General features: G+C 69.4%; 27 protein-coding genes. 4 read left to right on the top strand and 23 right to left on the bottom strand.

Annotated features, from left to right (window positions below; all coding sequences use genetic code 11):
• Positions 1–30: 30 nt before the first annotated feature.
• Positions 31–456, bottom strand: coding sequence for a YchJ family protein (locus WFJ97_RS01645; protein ID WP_336640260.1), 426 nt, complete (start codon positions 454–456; stop codon positions 31–33).
• Positions 457–498: 42 nt separating this feature from the next.
• Here WFJ97_RS01645 and WFJ97_RS01640 point away from each other — a divergent pair, with 42 nt between their 5' ends.
• On the top strand, positions 499–1,347 hold the full coding sequence (locus WFJ97_RS01640) for an aldo/keto reductase (RefSeq protein WP_336640259.1): 849 nt from the start codon (positions 499–501) through the stop codon (positions 1,345–1,347).
• 7 nt (positions 1,348–1,354) lie between these two features.
• Here WFJ97_RS01640 and WFJ97_RS01635 read toward each other — a convergent pair whose 3' ends face one another.
• A complete protein-coding gene (locus tag WFJ97_RS01635; RefSeq protein WP_336640258.1) occupies positions 1,355–2,191 on the bottom strand; it encodes a helix-turn-helix transcriptional regulator in 837 nt (278 codons plus the stop codon).
• A 100-nt stretch (positions 2,192–2,291) separates the two neighbouring features.
• Here WFJ97_RS01635 and WFJ97_RS01630 point away from each other — a divergent pair, with 100 nt between their 5' ends.
• Positions 2,292–3,056, top strand: a complete 765-nt coding sequence (locus WFJ97_RS01630) for an SDR family oxidoreductase (protein WP_336640257.1) — start codon at positions 2,292–2,294, stop codon at positions 3,054–3,056.
• A gap of 57 nt (positions 3,057–3,113) precedes the next feature.
• On the opposite strand, the gene WFJ97_RS01625 is transcribed toward WFJ97_RS01630, so the two are convergent.
• Complete coding sequence (locus WFJ97_RS01625) at positions 3,114–4,067, bottom strand: L-lactate dehydrogenase (protein WP_336640256.1); 954 nt, start codon at positions 4,065–4,067, stop codon at positions 3,114–3,116.
• 41 nt (positions 4,068–4,108) lie between these two features.
• Here WFJ97_RS01625 and WFJ97_RS01620 point away from each other — a divergent pair, with 41 nt between their 5' ends.
• The gene (locus tag WFJ97_RS01620) at positions 4,109–5,023 is read left to right on the top strand and encodes a methyltransferase family protein (RefSeq protein WP_336640255.1); all 915 of its coding nucleotides are present in this window, start codon (positions 4,109–4,111) and stop codon (positions 5,021–5,023) included.
• A 274-nt stretch (positions 5,024–5,297) separates the two neighbouring features.
• A complete protein-coding gene (locus tag WFJ97_RS01615; RefSeq protein ID WP_247622328.1) occupies positions 5,298–6,386 on the top strand; it encodes an AAA family ATPase in 1,089 nt (362 codons plus the stop codon).
• A gap of 35 nt (positions 6,387–6,421) precedes the next feature.
• Here WFJ97_RS01615 and WFJ97_RS01610 read toward each other — a convergent pair whose 3' ends face one another.
• From WFJ97_RS01610 to WFJ97_RS01515, 20 genes are all read right to left on the bottom strand, one after another.
• Positions 6,422–6,736: an HU family DNA-binding protein gene (locus WFJ97_RS01610; RefSeq protein WP_247622327.1), complete on the bottom strand. Its 315-nt coding sequence runs from the start codon at positions 6,734–6,736 to the stop codon at positions 6,422–6,424.
• Between the two features lie 126 nt (positions 6,737–6,862).
• Positions 6,863–7,426, bottom strand: coding sequence for a hypothetical protein (locus WFJ97_RS01605; RefSeq protein ID WP_336640254.1), 564 nt, complete (start codon positions 7,424–7,426; stop codon positions 6,863–6,865).
• A 3-nt stretch (positions 7,427–7,429) separates the two neighbouring features.
• Positions 7,430–7,840 carry a flagellar assembly protein FliW gene (locus WFJ97_RS01600; protein WP_336640253.1) on the bottom strand — a complete coding sequence of 137 codons (411 nt, stop codon included), beginning with the start codon at positions 7,838–7,840 and terminating at the stop codon, positions 7,430–7,432.
• Positions 7,837–8,724, bottom strand: coding sequence for a flagellar hook-associated protein FlgL (gene flgL / locus WFJ97_RS01595; RefSeq protein ID WP_247632106.1), 888 nt, complete (start codon positions 8,722–8,724; stop codon positions 7,837–7,839). Before flgL ends, WFJ97_RS01600 begins: the two co-directional genes overlap by 4 nt.
• A gap of 14 nt (positions 8,725–8,738) precedes the next feature.
• The gene (gene flgK / locus WFJ97_RS01590) at positions 8,739–10,145 is read right to left on the bottom strand and encodes a flagellar hook-associated protein FlgK (RefSeq protein ID WP_247622323.1); all 1,407 of its coding nucleotides are present in this window, start codon (positions 10,143–10,145) and stop codon (positions 8,739–8,741) included.
• A 7-nt stretch (positions 10,146–10,152) separates the two neighbouring features.
• Positions 10,153–10,635: a flagellar protein FlgN gene (locus WFJ97_RS01585; RefSeq protein ID WP_247622322.1), complete on the bottom strand. Its 483-nt coding sequence runs from the start codon at positions 10,633–10,635 to the stop codon at positions 10,153–10,155.
• A 122-nt stretch (positions 10,636–10,757) separates the two neighbouring features.
• Positions 10,758–11,006, bottom strand: coding sequence for a carbon storage regulator CsrA (gene csrA / locus WFJ97_RS01580; RefSeq protein ID WP_336640252.1), 249 nt, complete (start codon positions 11,004–11,006; stop codon positions 10,758–10,760).
• 89 nt (positions 11,007–11,095) lie between these two features.
• Positions 11,096–13,162, bottom strand: coding sequence for a flagellar biosynthesis protein FlhA (locus tag WFJ97_RS01575; protein ID WP_336640251.1), 2,067 nt, complete (start codon positions 13,160–13,162; stop codon positions 11,096–11,098).
• 38 nt (positions 13,163–13,200) lie between these two features.
• Positions 13,201–14,304, bottom strand: a complete 1,104-nt coding sequence (locus tag WFJ97_RS01570; protein ID WP_336640250.1) for an EscU/YscU/HrcU family type III secretion system export apparatus switch protein — start codon at positions 14,302–14,304, stop codon at positions 13,201–13,203.
• Positions 14,301–15,062 (bottom strand): flagellar biosynthetic protein FliR, encoded by a 762-nt coding sequence (locus WFJ97_RS01565; protein ID WP_247622318.1) that lies wholly within the window; start codon positions 15,060–15,062, stop codon positions 14,301–14,303. The genes WFJ97_RS01570 and WFJ97_RS01565 overlap by 4 nt, the downstream gene beginning before the upstream one ends.
• Positions 15,062–15,337 (bottom strand): flagellar biosynthesis protein FliQ, encoded by a 276-nt coding sequence (gene fliQ / locus WFJ97_RS01560; protein ID WP_247622317.1) that lies wholly within the window; start codon positions 15,335–15,337, stop codon positions 15,062–15,064. The genes WFJ97_RS01565 and fliQ overlap by 1 nt, the downstream gene beginning before the upstream one ends.
• Positions 15,334–16,143: a flagellar type III secretion system pore protein FliP gene (gene fliP / locus WFJ97_RS01555; protein WP_336641841.1), complete on the bottom strand. Its 810-nt coding sequence runs from the start codon at positions 16,141–16,143 to the stop codon at positions 15,334–15,336. Before fliP ends, fliQ begins: the two co-directional genes overlap by 4 nt.
• A gap of 155 nt (positions 16,144–16,298) precedes the next feature.
• Positions 16,299–16,727, bottom strand: coding sequence for a flagellar biosynthetic protein FliO (locus WFJ97_RS01550; protein ID WP_336640249.1), 429 nt, complete (start codon positions 16,725–16,727; stop codon positions 16,299–16,301).
• Positions 16,728–16,729: 2 nt separating this feature from the next.
• Positions 16,730–17,389 (bottom strand): FliM/FliN family flagellar motor switch protein, encoded by a 660-nt coding sequence (locus WFJ97_RS01545; protein WP_336640248.1) that lies wholly within the window; start codon positions 17,387–17,389, stop codon positions 16,730–16,732.
• Positions 17,389–18,309: a flagellar motor switch protein FliM gene (locus tag WFJ97_RS01540; protein ID WP_336640247.1), complete on the bottom strand. Its 921-nt coding sequence runs from the start codon at positions 18,307–18,309 to the stop codon at positions 17,389–17,391. The genes WFJ97_RS01545 and WFJ97_RS01540 overlap by 1 nt, the downstream gene beginning before the upstream one ends.
• Before the next feature lie 3 nt (positions 18,310–18,312).
• Positions 18,313–19,128, bottom strand: coding sequence for an OmpA/MotB family protein (locus tag WFJ97_RS01535; RefSeq protein ID WP_247622313.1), 816 nt, complete (start codon positions 19,126–19,128; stop codon positions 18,313–18,315).
• Positions 19,125–19,934, bottom strand: a complete 810-nt coding sequence (locus WFJ97_RS01530; RefSeq protein ID WP_247632097.1) for a motility protein A — start codon at positions 19,932–19,934, stop codon at positions 19,125–19,127. Before WFJ97_RS01530 ends, WFJ97_RS01535 begins: the two co-directional genes overlap by 4 nt.
• A gap of 2 nt (positions 19,935–19,936) precedes the next feature.
• Positions 19,937–20,152, bottom strand: coding sequence for a flagellar FlbD family protein (locus WFJ97_RS01525; RefSeq protein ID WP_247622311.1), 216 nt, complete (start codon positions 20,150–20,152; stop codon positions 19,937–19,939).
• A 105-nt stretch (positions 20,153–20,257) separates the two neighbouring features.
• The gene (locus WFJ97_RS01520; RefSeq protein WP_336640246.1) at positions 20,258–21,424 is read right to left on the bottom strand and encodes a flagellar hook protein FlgE; all 1,167 of its coding nucleotides are present in this window, start codon (positions 21,422–21,424) and stop codon (positions 20,258–20,260) included.
• A gap of 21 nt (positions 21,425–21,445) precedes the next feature.
• Positions 21,446–21,862: a flagellar hook capping FlgD N-terminal domain-containing protein gene (locus tag WFJ97_RS01515; protein WP_336640245.1), complete on the bottom strand. Its 417-nt coding sequence runs from the start codon at positions 21,860–21,862 to the stop codon at positions 21,446–21,448.
• Positions 21,863–21,887: the final 25 nt, after the last annotated feature.

The following is a 21,887-nucleotide window of genomic DNA, read 5'->3' as shown; positions in this document are numbered from 1 at the left end:
GTCCAATCTATCGTCTGGCGGGGGCCGCCATCACAGCAGGTCGCCGTCGACGTACAGCCACCGGCGCTCCTCGCGAACGAACCTGCTGCGTTCGTGCAGCACGCCGCGGGCTCCGTTCTGGAGCCAGTGCGCCGCGAACTCCACGACCCCGTCACGATCGAAGGGGCCGCCCGCCTCCCGGTCGAGCACCACGAGTCGCCGCCAGCGCAGGTCCGGTTCGATCTCGATCGATGCCGGTCGCGTGGCGGCGTGCCAGGTCGCGCGCAGGTGGGCGACGTCGCCGATCACGAACGCCGTGTAGCGCGACCGCATCAGCCGCTCGGCCGTCGGGGCGGTGGTCTCGGCCCGAAGGATCGGACCGCAGCATCCGCCGAAGAGGTCGCCCGATCCGCAGGGGCACCGGGCGGAATCCGTGATCGCTGCGTCATGCGGCGCCATCTCCGCCTCGGGTGTCATCCCTCCAGCGTACGCTCGAGACACCGACCGAGAAGGAGCACCGTGAGCACTCAGCCCGCCATCCCCACGTTCACCGCCCACAACGGATTCGCCCTGCCGGCGATCGGCCTGGGGACGTACGCGCTCAACGGCGATGCCGGGGCGGATGCCGTGACCGGCGCCATCGGTGCCGGGTACCGCCTCATCGACTCCGCCTTCAACTACGAGAACGAGGGTTCCGTCGGACGCGGGGTCGCGGCGTCCGACATCGATCGCGACGAGATCATCGTGACCACGAAACTTCCCGGTCGCCATCACCCCGCCGAGAAGGCCCGGACGAGCATCGAGGAGAGCCGGTCGCGTCTCGGCCTCGACATCACCGACCTGCACCTCATCCACTGGCCCAACCCGAGCCAGGACGAGTACGTGCAGGCGTGGGCGGCGCTCGTCGACGCCCAGCAGCGCGGGGTCGTGCGCCAGATCGGCGTCTCGAACTTCCTGCCCGAGCACCTCGAGCGCATCGAGCGCGAGACCGGGGTGCGTCCCGTCGTGAACCAGATCGAGGTGCACCCCTACTTCCCGCAGAGCGAGCAGCTCGCGTACCACCGGGAGCACGGCATCCTCACCGAGGCGTGGAGCCCGCTCGGCCGGGCGAAGGAACTGCTCGACGAAGACGTGATCCGCGAGGTCGCGGCCTCGCACGGCATCACCCCGGCACAGACGGTTCTCGCCTGGCACGTCGCCCGCGGCACGGTCTCGATCCCGAAGGCCTCGTCGCTCGAGCACCAGGTCGCGAACCTCGCCGCCGCAGAGGTCGCGCTCGACGAGGCGGAGGTGCTGGCGATCACGGGCCTCGGGCGTGCGGACGGGCGACTCTTCGACGCCGATCCCGCGCACCACGAGGAGTCCTGACCGAGGATCAGACCTTCTGCGTCCCCAGCACGCGCAGGAACTCGAGCTTGCTCGCCGCCTCGCTGCCCGGCGCCGCGGTGAGCACGATGAGCGCCTGGGACTCGTCCTCGGTGAACAGCGCCTGACAGTCGACCTCGATCTCACCGAGCTCGGGATGGATCATCGTCTTGTGCTGCTCGAAGCGCCTGCTCACCTCGTGGTTCTCCCAGAGCCCGATGAACTCGTCGCTGCGCGCCGCGAGTTCTCCCGCGATCTCGCCGGCCCGCGAGCGCGCCCCCATCACGCCGTGCGCGGCGCGCAACGAGGCCACCAGGGCGCGGCTCTGGCGAGCGTGGTCGGCCTCGGGATAGCGCCGCCGCTCGGTCTCGGGCATCGCGAACCACCGGTAGATGCCGCTGCGTGCGAGTCCCGTCAGCGCGCTGGCGTCGCCGAGGAGGGCCCGAGCGGCGTCGTTCTGCACGAGCACCTCGTCGAGGACCGAGACCACGAACGCCGGGGTGTCGTGCAGGCGGTCGAGCACGCGCAGGATGCCCGGCCGCACGTACTCCGTGACGTGCGCGCGATCGGGGGCGCTGTAGCCGCACAAGCGGTAGAGGTAGTCGCGCTCGTCTTCGCTGAGCCGGAGCGCACGAGCGAGCGATGAGAGGATCTGCGCGCTGGGCTGCGGTCCACGGCGCTGCTCGAGGCGCGTGTAGTAGTCCGTCGACATCGTCGCGAGCTGAGCGACCTCCTCGCGGCGCAGCCCGGCCGTACGCCGACGCGGCCCCGGCGACAACCCCACGTCGTCGGGGGTCAACGCCTCCCGGCGACGGAGGAGGAAGTCGGCCAGCGCATCACGATCCACCCCCCGAGTATCCCGCGAGTCGCCGACCCGATCCAGGGATCGCCGCTCCCTGGATCAGCCGTCTCTGGAGCGGTCCATGCGATCGACGGAGGCTGGACGCATGAACATCAGCGGAAACACCATCTTCATCCCCGGAGCGACGAGCGGCATCGGCCTCGCCCTCGCCCTTGCCCTGCGCGATCGCGGCAACACCGTGATCGTCGGCGGCCGGCGCACCGACCGTCTGGAGGCGATCGCCGCCGAGCACCCGGATCTCGGCACCGTGCGGATCGACACCGCGGATGCCGGGAGCATCGAGGACGCCGCCCGCACGGTGCTCGCCGAGCATCCCTCCCTCAACGTGCTCGTGACGATGGCGGGCATCATGCGCACGGAGGACTGGCGCACGCCGGACGGCTTCCTCGCCACGGCCGAGGAGATCGTCACCACGAACGTCCTGGGGCCGATCCGCCTCATCGCGGCGTTCGTCGAGCACCTGCGCCGTCTGCCCGACGCCACGATCATGACGGTGTCCTCCGGGCTCGCCTTCGCTCCACTACGGGTCACGCCGACGTACAACGGGAGCAAGGCGGCGATCCACATGCTCAGCGAATCGCTGCGTCTCCAGTTCGAGGGATCGAGCGTCTCGGTCATCGAGCTCGAGCCCCCGGCCGTGCGCACCGACCTCATGCCCGGACACGCCGAGAACGACGCGGCGATGCCGCTCGACGAGTTCATCGCGGAGGTCATGACACTGCTCGAAACCCGGCCCGACGCCTCGGAGGTGCAGGTCGAGCGAGTGAAGTTCCTCCGCTACGGCGAGGCACGCGGGGACTACGCACAGGTGGTCGCCGCACTCAACAGCACCGACCCGCACGGGAAATGAGAGCGGCCGGGGCACCGGCCCCGGTGCCCCGGCCCACATTTCCGGGGGCGGATACGGTCAGGAGCGCAGGGTCGCCGCGGCCGAGCGGAGCGCGTCGGCGGATCCGCGCAGCAATGCCAGCTCGGAGTCGGAGAACGACGTGTTCCGGATCGGCACGGCACCCGAGGCGCTGACGATCGACGGCACCGAGAGTGCGACGCCGTCGATCCCGTGGAAGTCGTCGAGCACCGTGCTCACCGGCATCACCGCGTGCTCGTCGTGCAGGATCGCCTCGACGATGCGTGCGCTCGAGAGACCGATCGCGTAGTTCGTCGCTCCTTTGCCGCGGATGACCTTGTAGGCCGCGTCGCGGACGTCGACGGCGATCTCGTCGAGCTCGGCGAGCGTGAAACGGGGATGCTCGGGGGTCTCCCATTCGAGGATCGGCACGGTTCCGATCGTTGCCCGCGACCACAGGGGGAACTCGGTGTCGCCGTGCTCGCCCACGATGTGCGCATGCACGCTCGCCGTCGAGACGCCCGCTCGCTGCGCCAGCTTCCAGCGCAGCCGCGAGGTGTCCAGCACGGTACCGGACGCGAAGACGCGCTCGGGCGGCAGACCCGTCTCCTGCTGGGCGATGACGGTGAGCACGTCACAGGGATTGGTGACGATCACGTACACGGCGTTCGGGGCCACCTCGAGGAGTTCCGGCATCATGCGTCGGATGATCCCCGCGTTCACGTCCGCGAGCTCGATCCGCGTCTGACCGGGCTTCTGCTTCGCCCCGGCGGTGATCACGACCACGTGGGAGCCTGCGGCGACGGAGACGTCGCTGCCGCCGATGATGTCGCTCGTTCCCGTGAACTGCGTACCGTGCGCGAGGTCGAGCACCTCGGCCTCGACCTTCTCGGTCGCGATGTCGTAGAGGGCGATGTGCCGCGCGGACCCCCGGATGAGCGCCGCATAGGCCACGCTCGATCCGACGCTGCCTGCGCCGACGACCGTGAGCTTCGAGTTCTCGATGATCTCCATTCGCCCAGTGTGGCAGGTGGCCGGGTGGATAGCATGGGGCGGTGTTCGCCGGCATCCGCATCGCTCCCCCGGCGGCACGCGCGTACTTCGCACTGCAGGCCGTGGCCGGCGGATGCTGGTGGCTCGGAGTGCTCCTGCTCCCCGCGATCCGCACGGCGACGCTCGACGGACTCCCCGTTCTCCCGATCGCGATCGCCGACATCCCTCTCTTCGTCGGAGGGTCGGCGCTCGCCGCGTGCGGCGTGCGAGCGGCGGTCTGGGTCGTCACCTCCTGGACCGTGCTCGTGGCCGCCGGGATGGTCGTGCACGCGACCGTCACCGGTCTGGCCGGGTGGGGTGCGCTCCTCATGGTGGCCGCCGCGGCGGGGAGTCTCGCGGCCGGCATCGTGATCATCGTCGGCCGGGCACCGTTCGAGTGGATCGCCCGTGGACCGTTCGCCTTCCGTACCTCCCGCGCCGAGGGGCGCGCCCGGGTGATGGCGCGCACGGGACTTCAGACCCTGTTCTTCTGGGGCGTGTTCCTCGGGCTCCTCCCTCTGCTCATCGCCATGGTCGAGGCTCGGTGGGGACTTCATCTCGAGATGCCTCCCGCGCTCCGTCTGACCGGTGTCGCGCTGTTCCTCGCCGCGACCGTCCTGGGCCTCTGGTCGGCGATCACGATGTCGCTTCTCGGCGAGGGAACGCCGCTCCCCTCCGAGATGGCGCGCCGTCTCGTCATCGCCGGTCCCTACCGTTTCGTGCGCAACCCGATGGCTGTCGCCGGCATCGCCCAGGGCGTCGCGGTCGGGCTGATGCTCGGCTCCTGGCTGGTCGTCGTCTACGCGCTGTGCGGCTCGCTGGTGTGGAACACGGTCGTGCGTCCGATCGAGGAAGCCGACCTCGCGGAGCGGTTCGGCGACGACTATGCCGACTACCGCCGCCGAGTCACCTGCTGGGTGCCGCGGTTCGCCGGCTGACGGTTCGCGCGCACCCTGTCGAGCGACCCGAGTGCACGTAAACGAAGAGATTTCGGCCCCGACACGCCGTTTCTCGCTTGTCGTCCGGCCCAGAGACGTGAAATGGTATCCCGGGCGGATCCCCCACCGCTCGTCCTCCGGTTCCTGCGTGACTCCCCTACTCGTCGGAACCTCGTGCTCCATCCGTGCCGCTCCGCCCATCGCGGGCAGAGCGAGTCACCGAGCGAGCCACGAAACCCCACCGATCGACCATCGGGGAGCGAAGGAGGAGGGTGTGGCCAGCACTTACATCGAGACCGGCGGTCACGTGCGGGTGTACGACGACGCCGTGCGCACCCACCAGGCGTTCCCCCTGGGGACCTATCGGGTCAGCTTCACCTCGAAAGAGGGCTTCAGCCTCGTGCGCATCGATGATCTGACCGTCGGAGCGGAGCGCGTCTACGGAGGCCGCGATCGCAAAGTCGCCAAGATCTTCCGCTCCTACGCTCTCTCCGACCGCAGCCTCGGGGTCATGCTCTCGGGCGACAAGGGCATCGGCAAGTCGCTGTTCCTGCGCATGGTCGCCGAGGCCGCGCGCGAGCAGGGCCTTCCCGTGGTGGTCGTCTCCGAGGACCACGACGGCATCGTGGAGTTCCTCGACAGCCTCGACGAGTGCCTCATCGTCTTCGACGAGTTCGAGAAGATCTTCCCGGCGGGCCGCCGAGGAATCACCGACGGGTTGAATCGGCAGAACCAGTTCCTGTCGCTGTTCGACGGCCTCTCCTCGGTGAAGCGCGTCTACTGCCTCTCGGTGAACGCGATCGCCGACGTGAGCACTTATCTGGTCAACCGCCCCGGCCGGTTCCACTACCACCTGCGCTTCGACTACCCGGGCCCCGACGAGGTTCGGCAGTACCTTCTCGATCAGGCACCGAACGCGCACCCCGACGAGATCGAGAACGTGGCGTTGTTCTCGCGGCGGGCGCGGCTGAACTACGACCATCTGCGGGCGATCGCCTTCGAGCTGCAGCAGCCCGACACGCTGTTCGCCGAGATCGTCGACGATCTCAACATCAAATCGGTCGAGCCCGGCACGTATCGCATCGAGGCGCGCTTCCCCGACGGCAAGGTCTGGTTCGACGAGGTCGAGATGAACCTGTTCGAACGCGGAGACGTCGGGCGCACGTTCGAGCTGCGCAACGGCACCCGTTCGCTCTTCGCGTCGTTCGTGCCGCGCGACCTGATCTTCGAACCCGACGGCAGCATCTTCGTGCCGATTGATCGACTCGATCTGCTCGGTGACGACGACGAGGAACCGGAGGTCTATCCGACGACCGTCAGCCTCGCGCTCGTCGCCCCGGCGACCTACGGATTCGGACTCTGACGTCCGGGCCCGTGTCGTTCAGTCGGTGACGTCGGTCAGTCGGTGACCTTGACGCGACGATTGACCTCGCGGGTCGCGGAGAACTTCAGCACCGTGTAATCGGTGACCTCGCCGGTGCCCTCATCCTTGCCGAACTGCACGCGGTGTCCCTTGTGGGTCTGCGGATAGAACTTGCCGAAGTTGGTGAGGGTGACGGTGTTGCCCTGGCTGACGAGATCGAGGAGTTCGTCGATCATCGCGTTGTACGCCGTCTGAGCGGCGAAGACCGAGATCCCTCCGCGTCGCGCGAATCGCTGTACGAATTCGCGCTTGCTCACGCGATTGGCCTCGAGCGTCTTGGATGTGCTCATGCTCTGTACCGTCCCCTGGTGTGTTCGCTCGTCGCCGAGCATCTTGCGCTGCGCCCCTGACAGCTGCACCGGTGATTCGTCGAAGGCCCCCCCTGCGACGAACCGGGATCAGCGAGGCCCCAGCCCTTACCCCTCAGAGGATAGTGCCTCTTCCTTGGTATATGCGGTGAACTCCGGTTTCACCTGGTTCTTCCGTGTTTTCGCGATTCCTCGGGCCGAGCGTGCGGCGGCGGTCGACATGTCGATCTGCGTACGGATGTCCAGGCCGCGTTCGTCGGCGCTCACCGAGAGCTCGGTCGGCTCGAGCGTCTTGGTGTTCACCACCACGTCGCCGTCGTTGATCAGCAGATCAGCCTTCACACCGTAGGCGCGGCCGACGACCGTCCCGCGCGCATCGAGCAGCGACGCGGTGTTCTCGCCGGCGGCCTCGGCGATCGCGGCGAGTTGGGCCGCGGTGTACCGGGCCGAGTTCTCGAACTCCGCATCGGACGGCTCCTCCTTCGAGGGGACGAGTGCGAGTTCGGTCTCCCCGGGTGCCCGACGGTCGCCGGGGTGCACCCGCGCGTCGAGATGGTGAACGGCGCCGTCTGCATCGTCGCCGACGATGAGGCGGTCATCGTAGGCGAGGACCACGAGGTTGACCCCCTTCGTCGCACCGGGACCGTGCGTACGAGAGCGAAGATCGACCATCCGTCACCGTCCGCCGAGAAGCGAACGGATCGGGTAGGTCTGATCCTCGAGGATCACCTGCACCGCGCGCCCGTTTCCGGGGTGGACGATGATCGGCGCGCGCAGATTCACGTGCACACCCTCGTCCCCGGGGTTGGCCACGACCAGCATCCGAAGCGCATCGTCTGAGGATGCTCCGATCTCGGCGCGGACGGATGCCGGAACCTTCGGCGCGTACGCACGATCGACGAACGGCGCCTCCACCACGAACAGGCGCACCTCGGCATCCGTCGCCCGGAGCGCGTACAGACCGTCGGCCCCCTCGATGCTCTCGAGGGTGAACGTCGTGTACGGGGCCAGGCCGAGCATCGGCGAGGTGAACTCGATCACGCGGGCTGCCGACTCGATGTTCGCTCGGGCGGTCGTCGCGGTCATCGCAGGAACTCCAGGAGGTTGGTCTGCAGCGACTTGGCGGTCACCTGCAGGGCGGATTGGAAGACGAGCTCGGCGGACTGCAACCGCACGAGGACCTCGAGGCTGTCGACGTTCTCGACCTCGGCACGACGCGCCTCGAGGTCGGTGGAGGTGGCGAGGTTCTGCGAAGCCGCGCGCTCGATCTGCACCTGCCGGGCACCGGTCGTGCCGCGCGCGGCGATGACGTCCTTCAGGCGCGCGTCGATGTCGTCGAGGCGCGGGCCGACGTTCGCGCCGCTGCGCAGTTCGGCCGCGATGTCCCTCAGAAGCGCGAAGGCGCTGTTCGCTCCCTCGCCGAAGGCCTGCGAGCCGTCGAAGTCGACGCGAACCGTCTCGTTGTCGCTGATACGTCGCTGCACGCCGTCTCCCGGGCTGCCGTGGAACGCGAAGGTGTCGGGGTCGAACGCGGCACCGGCATCGCCGGTCCCGGCGAAGACGCTGCGTCCCAGCACCGTCGTGTTCGCCTGAGCGAGCAGCTCCGCGCTGATCGTCTCGAGCTCCTGCGCGATGGATTCCCTCGCCGTCGGGCTCAGCGCCCCGGAGTTCGCTCCCTGCGCCGTCAGATCGCGGGCCCGGTTGAGCAGGTCGGTGCTCGCTCCGAGCGCCGTGTCGACCGTGGTGACCCAGGCCATACCGTCGCTCAGATTCCGTGCGAACTGTGCGACCCGCGCCTGTTCGCCGTGCACGCCGAGCGTCGTCGCGGCGGCGGCGGGATCCTCGCTCGGCGAGCGGAAGGCGCGCTGCGAGGCGGCCTGGTTCTGCAGGCGCTCGCGGTCCGCGAGGTTGGTCTGCAGCGTGCGCAGCGACTGCTGCGTCATGGTGCTGCTCGTGATGCGTCCGATCATGGTCGACTCCCGGGTCAGCGGCCGACCAGGCCGGTGCGGTTGATGAGCAGGTCCAGCGCCTCGTCCATCGCCGTCAGCACGCGGGCGGCGGCCTGGTAGGCGGTCTGGTAGGTCAGCAGGTTGATGGTCTCCTCGTCGCCGTCGACCGAGGCGTTCGACTGCTGCGCGGTGACCGCGGCCACGGCGCCCATGTCGGCGATGTCGGCCCGCTGCAGATCACCGGCGACCGCGACCGCGAACCCGGTGACGAACGTCGCCCAAGTCTTGCTCGGCCCCGTGGCGGAGGCACCGAGAGCACTGATGCGGTCGGCGATCGTGGTGTCCTTCGCTCCGGCTCCCGGCGCCGCCAGCGCGAGCTGATCGAGCCCGGTGGGCACGACGCTCAGTCCGAGCGCCGCGGGCCCCGTCGTGTCGAGGGCGAAGAAGTCGCCCCCGGCCGCACCGCCGGCCGTCACCCCAGTGCGGTGCACGTCGTTGACCGCCGCGGCGAGAGCGGCTGCGGTGTCGTTGTACGCGGCGGCGACGCCGGCGAGCGTGCCACCGTCCGCCGCCGGGGCGAGTGCGCTGATGGTGCCGCCGATCACGCCGCCGCCGACGGCGACGGGAACGTCCGGCCGATCGGCCCACGACACGACGATACGACCGGCATCCGAGATCTCGCGCGGACCGCTCACCTGGAGCGATCGGCTGCTGTCGCCCGAGACCAGCGCATTCCCGTCGACACGGAGGGTGAGAGTGCCGTCCGATTCGACGACGCCCGTCGCCCCGATCGCCGAGGACAGCTGCTGGGCGAGCACGTTCCGCTGATCGATCAGTTCGTTGGCGTTGCGTCCGGCGTGCAGCGCGTCGCGGATCTGACCGTTCAGCGTCGCGACCTGACCCGCCACCGCGTTCACGTCGGCGATGTCGCGATCGACCTGTCCGCGCAGATCGCCCCACTGGCCCGCGACGGCCTGATAGCCCGCCGCGATCTGACCGACGAGCACCTGAGCGTTGGTGAGCACGACCTGCGCCGCCGCCGGTTCCGGGGTGTTCGCGAGATCCGACCATCCGGCCCAGAAGCGGTCGAGGTTCGCGGCGAGGCCGTCCGCGGTCGGCTCCGCCATCGTGCTCTCGGCGCGGGCGGCCGCGGTCGCCCGCGCGCTCCAGAATCCGGAGGTCGAGAGGGCATCGCGCACCCGCGCGTCGAGCACGGCATCCCCGAGGCGTGCGACACCGGTGACGGAGACGCCTCCGCCGATGCCGAGGCCGCTCTTCCACAGTCCGGTCTGACCCACGCCGGAGAGCGGAGCCTGATCGACCCTCTGCCGGGTGTACCCGGTGGTCGTCTGATTGGCGATGTTCTGACCCGTCACGGTCATCCCCGCGCGGGCGGCGGAGAGGGCGGATTCCGCCAGACGAAGACCTGAGAACGAAGACATGGTCACCTCACATCCGGGTGTCGAGAAGTCGGGCGTCGCCGCCGCGGACGACGTCGCCGCTGGGCGTGTACTCGCCGGTCGGCTCGCCGAGCCCGGCGATGGTCTCCTGGGTCACGCGGATCGCCGTGCGCAGACGCTGCTCGTTGACCTGCTTCATCTGCTCGATCTCCTCGGCCAGCGCGGTCATCGCGGAGAGGTGACCCTCGAGCACCTCCCGCCATCCGTCGGAGGGCGCCGCGGCGATCAGCTGCCGCAGAGTCGTCGCCTCGGGTGCACCCCACTCGTCGGCCACGGCCACGACGAGTGCATCACGCGAGAGCGCGACGGTCGGCATGGCGGCGAGCACGCGCTCGATCTCGGTCGACGCGTGCCGGATCCACCGGTTGCGGCCGGTCGCGAGCAGCATCTGCTGCTCGTCCAGTTTGAACAGCAGCGTCTCGAGCAGCTCGCGCTCGCGCAGCAGGTGCATGCTCAGGTCGTGAGCGGCCACAGGGCGTCACCTCGTCGGGTCGGGTCGTCGATGACGGGAATCCCCGTCACATCTACGACTATCGCGACATCGCGGAGGCGAGTAACTCGACACGGATGGGGAGAACTCCCCATTGACACCCGTCAGGAAGCTCCACTCAAGCGTCGCAGGGCACCGAGGAGCGCGCTCTCCGCCGACTCGTCACCCGCGGTCTGCGCCGCCTGCTGGTTGGCATCTCCGACCGCGAGCACGATCTCCGCACGGTTGATGCGGGTGTCGCGAGGGGCGTCGATCCCGACCCGGACGCCGCTCGGGGTGACCGCCAGGATCGTCACCGTGATGTCGTCGCCGATCACGATGCTCTCGTTCGCGCGCCTCGTCAGAACCAGCATGTCCGTCCGCCTTCCCTGGCTGCGGCGCACTCGCGCCATCCTCTTCCCCAAGGTAGTGCATGCCCTCGTAAACGAGCGGAATCTGCAGATCAGCCCGCCGCGCTGGGGAGAGCGGACGGAGCGATGCGCACGACCCCGACGACGTCGGTCGCGTGACCCGCCGCCCCGGCCTCGTCGTAGGAGAGCACGGGGAGCGACTCGACCTGCGGTGCGAGCATTCGTCGTACCGCCTGACGCAGCGACGGCGCGCAGACGAGCACCGGTTCGGGCCCCGCCTGCGTGAGCTCCGACACCGTGCGGCGCACGCTCTCGAGCACCTGCAGCGTCGCCTCCGGCGTGAGAACGATCTGGGGATTGCCGTCGACGACGCGCATCCCCTCGAGCATCTGCTGCTCCAGCATGGGATCGAACATGACGACCCGGATGCGCCCGTCCTCGGCGAAACGTGCGGCGATCGCGGGTCCGAGCGCCGCACGCGCGGCATCGATGAGTCCGGGGATCTCGGTCGAGGTCTTGCCCCGGAGCACGAGCGCCTCGTAGATGCGCGCGAGGTCGTTGATCGGCACGCGCTCCGCCAGCAGTCCGGCGAGCACCCGCTGGATCGCCGCCAGCGAGAGTACGGCGGGAGTGAGCTCCTCGACCGTCGTGGGGCTCGTCTGTTTCAGGTGCTCGGTCAGCTGGCGCACGTCTTCGAGTGAGAGCAGGCGGTGCGCCTGGCTCTGCACGATGTCGGACAGGTGGGTGATGATGACGCTCGCGCGATCGATCACCGTGGCCCCCGCCATGTCGGCCGCGTGCGACATCTCGGCCGGCACCCACTTGCCCTCGAGCCCGAACACCGGGTCGACCACGGCCTCGCCGGGGAGCTGCTCGAGCCCCGCGCCGATCGCCAGCACGTGACCGCGGGGCACGGCTCCGCGACCGACCTCGACGCCGGCGATGAGGATCGCGTAGGTCTGCGCCGGCAGGTCGATGTTGTCGCGGGTGCGCACGGGAGGCATGAGGATGCCGATGTCGAGGGCGAGCTTGCGACGGAGGGACTTGACCCGGGTGAGCAGATCCCCCGAGCCACCGGCGGCGAGGTCGACGATGTCGGTGGAGAGCGAGATCTCGAGCGCGTGGACCCGCATCCGGTCCATGAGGTCGTCCGGTCCCTCCGCGCCGGCCTCGGCGGCTTCCTGCTCCAGCGCATCGGCCGCGCGCGCGGCATCGCGATCCTCGCTCGCCTTCACGCGCGACGCGGCGAAGAGCAGCACGGCGCCGATGCTCGCGAACACGAGCAGCGGCATCCCGGGGATGAATCCCATCGCGACCGCCGCCAGCCCGGTGATGACGAGCGCGTTGCGCGACTGCAGCAGCTGTCGCGCCGCGGCCTGCCCCATCTCTGCCTCGACGTTCTCACGCGTGACGATCATGCCCGTCGACACCGCCATCAGCAGCGCGGGGATCTGCGTCACGAGCCCGTCGCCGATGGTCAGGATGCTGTACGTCTCGAGCGCCTCCCCCATCTCCATGCCGTGCTGCGCCATCCCGATGATGATGCCGCCGACGAAGTTGATGACGACGATCACGATGCCGGCGATGGCATCGCCCTTGACGAACTTCGACGCGCCGTCCATCGCCCCGTAGAAGTCGGCCTCCGCGGCGACCTCGGCCCGGCGCCTGCGCGCCTCGGCGTCGGTGATGAGCCCGGCGTTGAGGTCGGCGTCGATCGCCATCTGCTTGCCGGGCATCGCGTCGAGGGTGAAGCGCGCGCCGACCTCCGCGACGCGCTCCGCGCCCTTGGTGACCACCACGAATTGGATGACGGTGAGGATCAGGAAGATCACCGCACCGATCACGAGCGACCCGCTGATCGTGATCTGCCCGAACGCCTGGATCACCTGGCCCGCGTGCGCCTCACTGAGCACCAGGCGCGTGGACGCCACGTTGAGTCCGAGGCGGAACAGCGTGGCGACGAGCAGCAGGCTCGGGAACACCGAGAAGTCCAGCGGCTTCTTCACGAACATGGCCGTGAGCAGGATCAGGAGCGCGAACGAGATGTTCACGACGATGAGCACGTCGAGCAGCGGCGTCGGGATCGGCACGATGAGCAGGAGGATGATCCCGACCACCCCGACGGGGACGGCTCCCTTCGACAGCAGCTGACCGATCATGCGTCCTACCTTCTCGTTTTCCGTGTCTGGGGTTCGGGTCAGAGCCCGCGGTCGCGGGTGCTCGCGAACGGCATGGTGTGGGTACCGCGCGCCGAGCCGCGCCGCTTGAGGTGCTCGATGAACGCCAGCACCTGGGCCACCGCGGTGTAGAGCTCCTCGGGGATCTCGCGGCCGATCTCGCAGGCCGCATGCAGGGCGCGGGCGAGCGGGATGTCACGCACCAGCGGCACCCCCGACTCCTCGGCCCGCTCGCGGATCTTCTGCGCCACGATGCCGGCGCCCTTCGCGACGACGCGCGGGGCGGACTTCCCGGGCTCGTACCGCAGCGCGACGGCGACGTGGGTGGGGTTGACGAGCACGACGTCGCTGTCGCCGACCGCCGCGATCATGCGGTTGCGACTGAGGGCGATCTGGCGCGATCGCCGCTGCGAACGCACGAGCGGGTCGCCCTCGCTCTTCTTGTGCTCGTCCTTCGCCTCCTTCTTCGTCATGTGCGTGTGCTTGCGGTTGCGGCGCAGCACGACGGCGACGTCGATGGCGGCGAGCAGGATGCCGACGACGACGGCGACCTGCAGGAGGGCCATCACTCCCCCGGCCGCCTGCTCGAGGAGCCAGGTGATGTTGTGGCTGCCGCTGGCCATGAGCACGGGGACCAGGCCGGACACCACGATCCAGAGCGCGAGACCGATGGCCGTCGTCTTGAGCAGCGCCTTCGCACCCTCCCAGAGCGCCTGCCGTCCGACGACGCGCTTCAGCCCGGTGACGAGGTTGAACTGCTCGGTGCGCATCGTCACGCCGCGCAGGTGGATGCCGCCCTGTGCGACGGCGGTCGCGGTCGTCGCGAGCAGCACGACGACCAGCATCGGCAGCAGGATGCCGCCCATCGACGTCAACGCCGCCCCCAGCACCTCGACCGCGGCGTCGGCGGTCGGATGACCCGCCACCGGCGCCACCCGCAGGAAGAGCTCGGTGAGCACCTGGGTCGCCGAGGCGATCGCCGGGAGCGACATGATCGCCGCCGCTGCGATGCAGACCCAGGCCGTGAAGTCCTGGCTGCGACCGATCTGGCCCTTCTTCCGCGCCTCCTTCAGGCGACGATCGGTCGCCTTCTCGGTGCGTTCTCCGGTATCGGTCTCGCTCATCGGGTCACCTCCAGGAGCAGCCGGGCGGCGTCGTCGGCGATCGCCGCGACCACGCCGGGGAGCGCCGCGTACACGAAGCCCACGAGCAGGAGGGTGAGCCCGATCTTGATCGGGAAGCCCATCGCGAAGGCGTTGAGGGCCGGGGCGACGCGGGTCACGAGGCCGAGTCCGACGTCGGCGAGGAAGAGCACGATCAGCAGGGGGCCGGCGATCTGCACGGCGCTGAGCATCATCTGCCCCGCCGCTCCCACGAGCGCTTCGGCGGGATGGGCGAGATCGATCATCCCCGTGACCGGCACCGCGTCGAACGAGCGGAAGAGTCCGCCGAGAACGAGCTGGTAGCCGTCGGAGGCGAACAGCAGCACGATCGCGGTCATCTGGAACAGGCGGGTGAACTGGGCGCCGTTCACCGCCATGCCGGGGTCGAACGCCTGCGCGAGCTGGAAGCCGCCGAAGGTGTCGACGAGGTAGCCGGAGCTCTGGATCGCACTGAAGAGCACCATCACGAGGAAGCCGAGAAGCGCGCCCGTGAGGGCCTGCCCGACCAGTGCGAGCAGGAATCCTCCGGTGTCCAGACGCTCGTAACCCGCTGTGACGACCGGTGACACCGCGAGCGCGAGACCTGCGCCGAGCATGGCGCGAATGCGCATCGGCACCGTGCCGTGACTGAACGGCGGCGCGATCACGAGGAACGCCGTGATCCGCACACAGGCCAGAGCCGTCGCCTCGAGCCAGGTGAAATCGATCGGGATGTGCATCAGCCGCCGTTCAGCAGCGACGGTATGCGTGCGAACAGTTCGTTCGAGAACGCGATCATCTCGGAGATCATCCAGTGCCCGCTCACCAGCAGCGCGATTCCGACGGCCACGAGCTTGGGCACGAAGGAGATCGTCATCTCCTGCACCTGGGTGATGGACTGCAGCAGCGAGATCGCGAAGCCGACCACGAGTGCCGTGATCAGGAGCGGGGCGCACAGCTTCGCCGCGAGGATGAGCGCCGCCTGGCCGATGTCGATGACCGCTTCGGGATTCATCCCCCACCTCCGGCGTAGGACTGCACGAGGGCGGTGATGACCATCCCCCACCCGTCGATGAGCAGGAACAGCAGGATCTTGAACGGTAGCGAGATCATGACGGGCGGGAGCATCATCATGCCCATCGACATCAGGGCGCTCGCGACGACGAGGTCGATGACGAGGAACGGCACGAAGATGATGAAGCCGATGAGGAAGGCTGCCCGCAGCTCGCTGAGCATGAACGCGGGCACGAGCGTCTGCAGGGGGATGCTGGACGGGTCGCTGGGGTTGTCCATCTGCGCGGCGCGGTGCATCAGCGCGATGTCCTCTTCGCGCGTGTAGGCGAGCATCCACTGCCGCAGCGGTTCCTGGGCGAGTTCGAACGCCCGGCCGAAGTCGATCTGCCCCTCGGTGAACGGGGCGACGGCGACCGTGTTGATGTCGGTGAGCACCGGCCACATGATGAACAGGGTCAGGAAGAGGCTGAGGCCGGCGAGCACCTGGTTCGGCGGGATCGACGGCAGCGACAGGGCGTTGCGGGTGAGGGCGAGCACCACGAAGATCTTCGTGAAGCTCGACATCATCAGCAGCAGCGCGGGTGCCACGCTGAGCACCGTGATGCCGAGCAGCGTCACGATGCTGTCGGACGGCGTGCCGTTGATGCCGTTGATCGTCACGCCCTCGCCGTCTCCCGACTGCGCGGGGACGACGGATGCCGCGGCGTGGGCGCCCGTGGCGCCCCAGAGCACGAAGACCGCCACGAGCAGGAGCACGACGGCGGCGAGGACCCCGATCCGGCCGCGGGCTCGCCGCGCGTGCGCCATCGGCGCGGCGGCGAGGGCTGATGCGGGCACGGCGGCACTCCGAAGATGGGTGTCGTGGCCGATCCGTAGCCAGGGGGACGAGCGATCCGTGCTCACACGCGACTATCGCGACAGGGGTTCTCCCGCGTAACCGCGCGAAGGGGCGAGGACGCCGATCAGGCGACGGAGGTGAGCGGCGGGCGCTCCGTTTCGTCGCCGCGCTCGTCGTCGATCGTCTCGTCGTCGATCCTCTCGTCGATCTCGGCCGGAGCCTCCTGCGTGTCGACCACGCTCACACCGCCCTCGGTGACGCCGAGCACGTAGCGGATGCCCCCGAACTCGGCCACCACCAGCTGGGCCTTGGCACCGATCCCGGTGCGGGCGACGACGGTGATCTTCTCGGGACGCGGCCGCGCGGACTTCGACGCCGAGGATCGCGGCGGACGGAGCACGGACAGCCGCCCGAGCTTCTTCGGCAGGAGTCCGTCCAGCGGGCTTCCGCCCTTCGCACCGGCCTTCTGCAGACGTCGGCTGAGGAACAGCAGCAACCCGAGCACCGCGGCCAGGGCCACGATCATCCGCAGCGCGACGAGGACGTCGTCCATGTTCAGACGCTCTCGGCGCCGTCGAGGATGCGTTCGACGCGGATCGCGAAGTCGCCGTCGGCCACGACCACGGTGCCATGACCGATCAGACGCCCGTTGAGCTTGATGTCGGCGGGAGAACCCGCAGCACGGTCGAGCTCGACCACGTTGCCCGGCTCGAGCGCGAGGACGTCGCGCACCGGCATCCGCGTGCGGCCGATCTCGACCACGAGCTCCATCTCGACGCCGGCGATGCGATTGATGCGCTGCGGCCCCGCGGAGCCCGAGCCCGTACGGTCGCCGTCGATGCGCACCGAGGCGCGCGCGGCGATCGCACCGGTCGAATCGACCAGGTCGAACACCTGCGTACCCGGAGCGGCGAACACCTCGGTCGCCGCGACGGTCTCCCCGGAGCCGAGAGCCCCGGGCCCGAGCACGATCGACGCCGCCTCGAAGATCGGATGCAGCCGGTCGGCGAGATCGGCCTTCTTCGATCCGTCCTCCAGCTGCGCGGGATCGATGACCTGGATGGCGAGCCGTGCCCCCGGTGTGCCGGTGAAGGTCACGGCGATCGCCTCTCCCACCGCGCCGGGGTCGGTCGACGGCGTCGGGATGACGGGGAAGCCGAACGGCAGCTTGCCGGCGATCGCCGCGGCGATGGCGGTCTCGTGGAAGGTGCTCATCAGTGGTTCTCCTCGTGGGTGGTCGTGATCGTGCAGGCGAGGCGCGATCCGCGGCTGCCGGGCGTCGCGCGCGCGATTGCCGTGTCGCCCGCCATCAGTTCGTAGGGCATCGTCTCGGGGTGGGGCAGGCGCAGCAGATCGCCCGGGGCGAGGTCGAGCACCTCCCCCGCTCCGATCGTGATCGGAGCGAGACGCAGCGTGATCTCGAGCGGAGTGCTGTGCACCTGGTCGCGCGTATGACCCGCGCCGCGCGTCGCCGCGGCATCCGCCCCCGCCTCGGCGAGATGGTCGACGACCGCGGAGGCCGGCAGCATGATCGAGGCGACCGTGCGTGTGTCGCCCAGGCGCATCGTGTATCGGGCGACGATCACGGCGGCCGACGCCGAGATGACCTGGAGGTACTGCGGGTTGTAGTGCACACCGCCGAAGACGGGCTCGCCGGGGAGCAGCGGACCGAGGCTCGCGGACAGGTGCTCGAACGTGCCCTCCATGAGGTTGCGCACCAGGGCGAGCTCGATCGGCGTGAACGTGCGGGCATCCGGGAGGGAGGTGCTGCGCCCTCCCATCATCTGCACGACCCAGAGCAGTGCGCTGTCGAGCCCGAACTGCACGACGCACGGCTCGTCGCGATCGGCGAAGGCGCCGGCGACCATGGCCGTGGTGCTCGGCAACGTCTGCGCGTACTCCTCGTACGACACGAGTTCGACGTCGTCGAGGGTGAGGTGCGTGCGCACGCGGATCTTCGCGGTCAGCTGCGACGACCACAGGCGGGCGAAGGACTCGAACGACGCCTCCAGCCGGCGGATGCTGTCGCGCCCGAGCTGCGCGGGGCGACCGAAGTCGTACGCCGGATAGCGCCCGGCGGGGTCGTCCGGCACGGCGTGCGCGGTCATGGCGGTCTCCTCGGAGATGGTGGACACGTCTCAGCCCTTCCCGGCCGCGTCGGCGAGTGCGGGGAGCAGCGCCCGCACCTGGTCTTCCTCGGTGGACTCGACGACGATGTCGACCCGTCGGTTGCTCGCGAGCGCCTCCGGGCTGTCGCCCTCGACGAGCGGACGCGTGTCGGAGAACGCGGTCGCCTTCACCCGCGCACCGCCGACGAGTTCGTGCTCGACCAGGAAGCGCGCCACCTGCGTGGCGCGACCTCCCGACAGCTCCCAGTTCGTCGGGAAGGGCGCGGCCGAGAGACGCCGATCGGCATGCCCCTCGACGCTCACCTGATTGTCGACGGTCGTCAGCACGTCGCCGATCGCGTCGAGCACGGCGTCGGCCTTGGCCGAGAGATCCGTGCTGTTGTCGCCGAAGAACGTCTCCGCGCCGACCAGACCGACCTTGAGCCCCCGGTCGTCGATCACGAACTCGACCGTGTCCTGCAGCCCCTGGGCGGCGAGCGATGCCCGCATGCGCTCCCGCAGCTCCTCGAGCGACTCGTACTCCGCCGCAGCGCGCTGGGTGAGGTCGGGCTCGCCCTCCTCGTCGAGCATCTCCGGCGGGATCACCAGCCCCTCGGAGATGTCGGCACCGCCGGTGGTCGTCTCCTCCTGCCCGAAGCCGGTCGCGAGGCTGTTCGCCAGCAGCTCGAACTTGGTCTTGTCGACGTTCGAGACGGCGAACAGCACGATGAACAGGCACATCAGCACCGTGACCATGTCGGCGTAGGACACGGCCCAGCGCTCGTCCGGCTCGTCGTGCGATTCGTCCTCGTGGCCGCGCCCGCCCGCGCGGCGGGCCGTGCTCACAGGCCCTCCTCCGAGCCCTGCGCCTCCGCGCCCTTCGTCGCCTTCGGAGCCCGTCGCTTCGGCTTGACGGTCGACAGCGCCTCGAGGCGCTCCTGCAGCAGATGCGGCGCGCTGCCCGCCTGGATGGCGAGCATCCCCTCGCTGACGATCATCATGCGCTCGAGCTCGACGGCCCCGATGCGGTTCAGGCGCCCGGCGATCGGGTTCCAGATGAAGTTGGCCGAGAGGAGCCCCCACAGCGTCGCGACGAACGCCGCCGCGATCATCGGACCCAGGTGATCGGGCTCGTCGAGCTTCTCGAGCACGTGGGTCAGCGACACCACCGTGCCGACGATGCCGATCGTGGGCGCGTAGCCGCCGAGCGACGAGAAGAACTTCGCGGCGATCCGCGTCCGCGACGAGGCGGCCGTGATCTCGTCGTCCATCATGAGGCGCAGGTCGTCGGCATCCGTCCCGTCGGCGAGTGCCTGGAGCGCCTGCCGGGTGAACTGGTCGGGAGCCGAATCGAGCTCCTGCTCGAGGGCCAGCAGGCCGTCGCCGCGGGCCTTCTCGGCGTAGCCGACGAGGAACGGGATCACGGCTTCGGGCGTCGAGCGGGGCCCGCGCACCATCCGGCCCAGGCTCTGCACGGCCAGGCGCGTGTCGCGCAGCGTGTGGCTGGCGATGCCCACGCCGATCGTCGAGCCCAGCACGAGGATCATCGGTGCCGGGATGAGCAGCGCCTCGAAGCTCGCGCCCTCCATGGTGATCATCGCGACGAGAGCGCCGAACGCGAGGACGACGCCGATGAGGAATGCGGGATCCACCGTCAGTCCCCCGACTTCCGGCCGAGCGCCTGGGCGGCGTCGAGCACGCGGGCACGATAGGCGACGATCAGCTCGACGACCGTGTCGAGGCTCTCCTCGACCACGTACACCCCGCCGTCGATCATGTGCAGGGTCGTGTCGGGCGACGAGTACACGCGCTCGATGAGATCGGGGTTCACCGCGAACCGTGTGCGGTCGAGGCGGGTGACGATGATCATCGAGGAGTCTCCGGGCGAGGGGCGTCGGGTGAGAGGCGGTTCAGCCCCGACTATCGCGACGTGGCCCGCCCCGGGTAACCAGGGCGGGCCACGTGCGATGCGGGATCAGCGCTTGAGCTGGGTGAGCTCCTGCAGCACCTCGTCGCTCGTGGTGATGATGCGGGCGTTCGCCTGGAAGCCGCGCTGCGCGACGATCAGGTTCGTGAACTCCTGCGAGAGATCCACATTGCTCATCTCGAGCGCACCGGAGACGAGGCTGCCGAATCCGGCCTGGCCCGCCTCGCCGATCTGCGCGAGGCCCGAGTTGACCGAGAGGCGGTACGACGAACCGCCGGCCTTCTCGAGCCCTTCGGGATTGGCGAACGTCGCCATCGCGATCTTGCCGAGGGTCTGGGTCGCGCCGTTGCTGAACGTGCCGACGATCGATCCGTCGCCCGTGATGCTGTACGACTTGAGCGTGCCGGCCGCTGCACCGTTCTGATCGGTGACGGCGACCGTCGACAGGCTCGCGTACCCGGTGACCGCGGTGAGGTCGACGGTCACGGCGCCCGCGGTGAGGGTGAGCCCCGGGCCCGTCTGCTTGCCGTCCGTGAACGCGAGGGCACCCGTCGCGCCACTCACGGGCTCGGAGACGTCCCAGCCCGCGGCCGTGCGCGTGAACGTGAGGCTCAGCGTGGTCGGCGTGCCCTGGGCGTCGAAGACCGTGACGTCGCGCACGACCTCGTCACCGGCGGCGGCGGTCGAGGGCAGGTTCCCGGTGACCGTCGCTCCGGTCGTGGCCCGAGCGGGCGAGACGGCATCGAGGGGCAGCACGATGTTGCCGACGGCCTGGCCGGTGTTGACGACGCCGTTCTGCGCCGACCAGCCCTGCACGATCGCCCCGTCGGCGGTGACCATCTTGCCGGTCGGGTCGAACGAGAATCCTCCCGCACGGGTGTACAGCGTCTCGCCGCCCGCGCGCACGGCGAAGAAGCCGTCGCCCGAGATCATGAGGTCGCCGCCGCGTCCGGTGGCCTGTGCGGAACCCTGGGCGAAGTTGGTGCGCACGCCCGCGACCTGCACGCCGAGACCGACCTGGGCGGGGTTGCGCCCGCCCACCTGGTCGTCGGGGATGCCGGCGTTGCCGATGAGCTGCGAGAGGGAGTCCTGGAAGACCACGGACGAGCCCTTGAAGCCCGCGGTGTTGACGTTGGCGATGTTGTTTCCGGTCACGTCGAGCATGGTCTGGTGCGAGCGGAGTCCGGAGATGCCGGAGTAGAGCGAGCGGAGCATGGTGTTCTCTCTTCCTGTGTGTCAGGTGGTCGGTGCGGTCGGGGTGGCGACGCCCGTGATGGCGTCGAGTGCGATGGTCTTGTCGCCGATCGTCACCTGCGGCACGGGGCCGTCGAACGAGACCTTCGTGACGATGCCGGTGACGGCCTTGCCGTCGGCGTCCTCGTAGCTCGCCTCCTGCCCGATGAGGGCGGCGGCGGCCTGGCGCATGTCGAGTGCGAAGGCCTCGGCGCCGTTGTCGGCGAGGGCCGTGAGCTGCTCCATCATGGCGAGCTGCGTGGTCTGCGAGATCATCTCGTTGGTGTCCATCGGACTCGAGGGGTCCTGGTGGGTGAGCTGGGTGACGAGCAGCTTGAGGAAGACCTCGCCGTCGAGCACCTGCTTTCGGGCGGCGGGATCGGTGGTGCTTCCGGTGTGGATCGCGGTGGGTGCGCTCACGGCGTCGACGGTCACGGGGTGTCCT

The organism is Microbacterium sp. USHLN272 (genome assembly GCF_037149655.1).
GTDB classification, from domain to species: domain Bacteria; phylum Actinomycetota; class Actinomycetes; order Actinomycetales; family Microbacteriaceae; genus Microbacterium; species Microbacterium galbinum.
The sequence above is the reverse complement of the archived record's forward strand: the minus strand, read 5'-3'. Positions and strand labels throughout refer to the sequence as shown.

Bases quoted from the DNA above. Each gene is read 5' to 3' on its own strand.
- WFJ97_RS01570 (WP_336640250.1), bottom strand. From the start codon at position 14,304: ATGAGCGAGACCGATACCGGAGAACGCACCGAGAAGGCGACCGATCGT.
- flgK (WP_247622323.1), bottom strand. From the start codon at position 10,145: ATGTCTTCGTTCTCAGGTCTTCGTCTGGCGGAATCCGCCCTCTCCGCC.
- WFJ97_RS01575 (WP_336640251.1), bottom strand. From the start codon at position 13,162: ATGATCGGTCAGCTGCTGTCGAAGGGAGCCGTCCCCGTCGGGGTGGTC.
- WFJ97_RS01610 (WP_247622327.1), bottom strand. From the start codon at position 6,736: ATGAGCACATCCAAGACGCTCGAGGCCAATCGCGTGAGCAAGCGCGAA.
- WFJ97_RS01525 (WP_247622311.1), bottom strand. From the start codon at position 20,152: ATGATCATCGTCACCCGCCTCGACCGCACACGGTTCGCGGTGAACCCC.
- WFJ97_RS01625 (WP_336640256.1), bottom strand. From the start codon at position 4,067: ATGGAGATCATCGAGAACTCGAAGCTCACGGTCGTCGGCGCAGGCAGC.
- WFJ97_RS01550 (WP_336640249.1), bottom strand. From the start codon at position 16,727: ATGGACGACGTCCTCGTCGCGCTGCGGATGATCGTGGCCCTGGCCGCG.
- fliQ (WP_247622317.1), bottom strand. From the start codon at position 15,337: ATGAATCCCGAAGCGGTCATCGACATCGGCCAGGCGGCGCTCATCCTC.
- WFJ97_RS01645 (WP_336640260.1), bottom strand. From the start codon at position 456: ATGACACCCGAGGCGGAGATGGCGCCGCATGACGCAGCGATCACGGAT.
- WFJ97_RS01605 (WP_336640254.1), bottom strand. From the start codon at position 7,426: ATGGTCGATCTTCGCTCTCGTACGCACGGTCCCGGTGCGACGAAGGGG.
- WFJ97_RS01565 (WP_247622318.1), bottom strand. From the start codon at position 15,062: ATGCACATCCCGATCGATTTCACCTGGCTCGAGGCGACGGCTCTGGCC.
- csrA (WP_336640252.1), bottom strand. From the start codon at position 11,006: ATGCTGGTTCTGACGAGGCGCGCGAACGAGAGCATCGTGATCGGCGAC.
- WFJ97_RS01600 (WP_336640253.1), bottom strand. From the start codon at position 7,840: ATGACCGCGACGACCGCCCGAGCGAACATCGAGTCGGCAGCCCGCGTG.
- WFJ97_RS01630 (WP_336640257.1), top strand. From the start codon at position 2,292: ATGAACATCAGCGGAAACACCATCTTCATCCCCGGAGCGACGAGCGGC.
- WFJ97_RS01545 (WP_336640248.1), bottom strand. From the start codon at position 17,389: ATGAGCACCTTCCACGAGACCGCCATCGCCGCGGCGATCGCCGGCAAG.
- fliP (WP_336641841.1), bottom strand. From the start codon at position 16,143: ATGGCGCACGCGCGGCGAGCCCGCGGCCGGATCGGGGTCCTCGCCGCC.
- flgL (WP_247632106.1), bottom strand. From the start codon at position 8,724: ATGATCGGACGCATCACGAGCAGCACCATGACGCAGCAGTCGCTGCGC.
- WFJ97_RS01520 (WP_336640246.1), bottom strand. From the start codon at position 21,424: ATGCTCCGCTCGCTCTACTCCGGCATCTCCGGACTCCGCTCGCACCAG.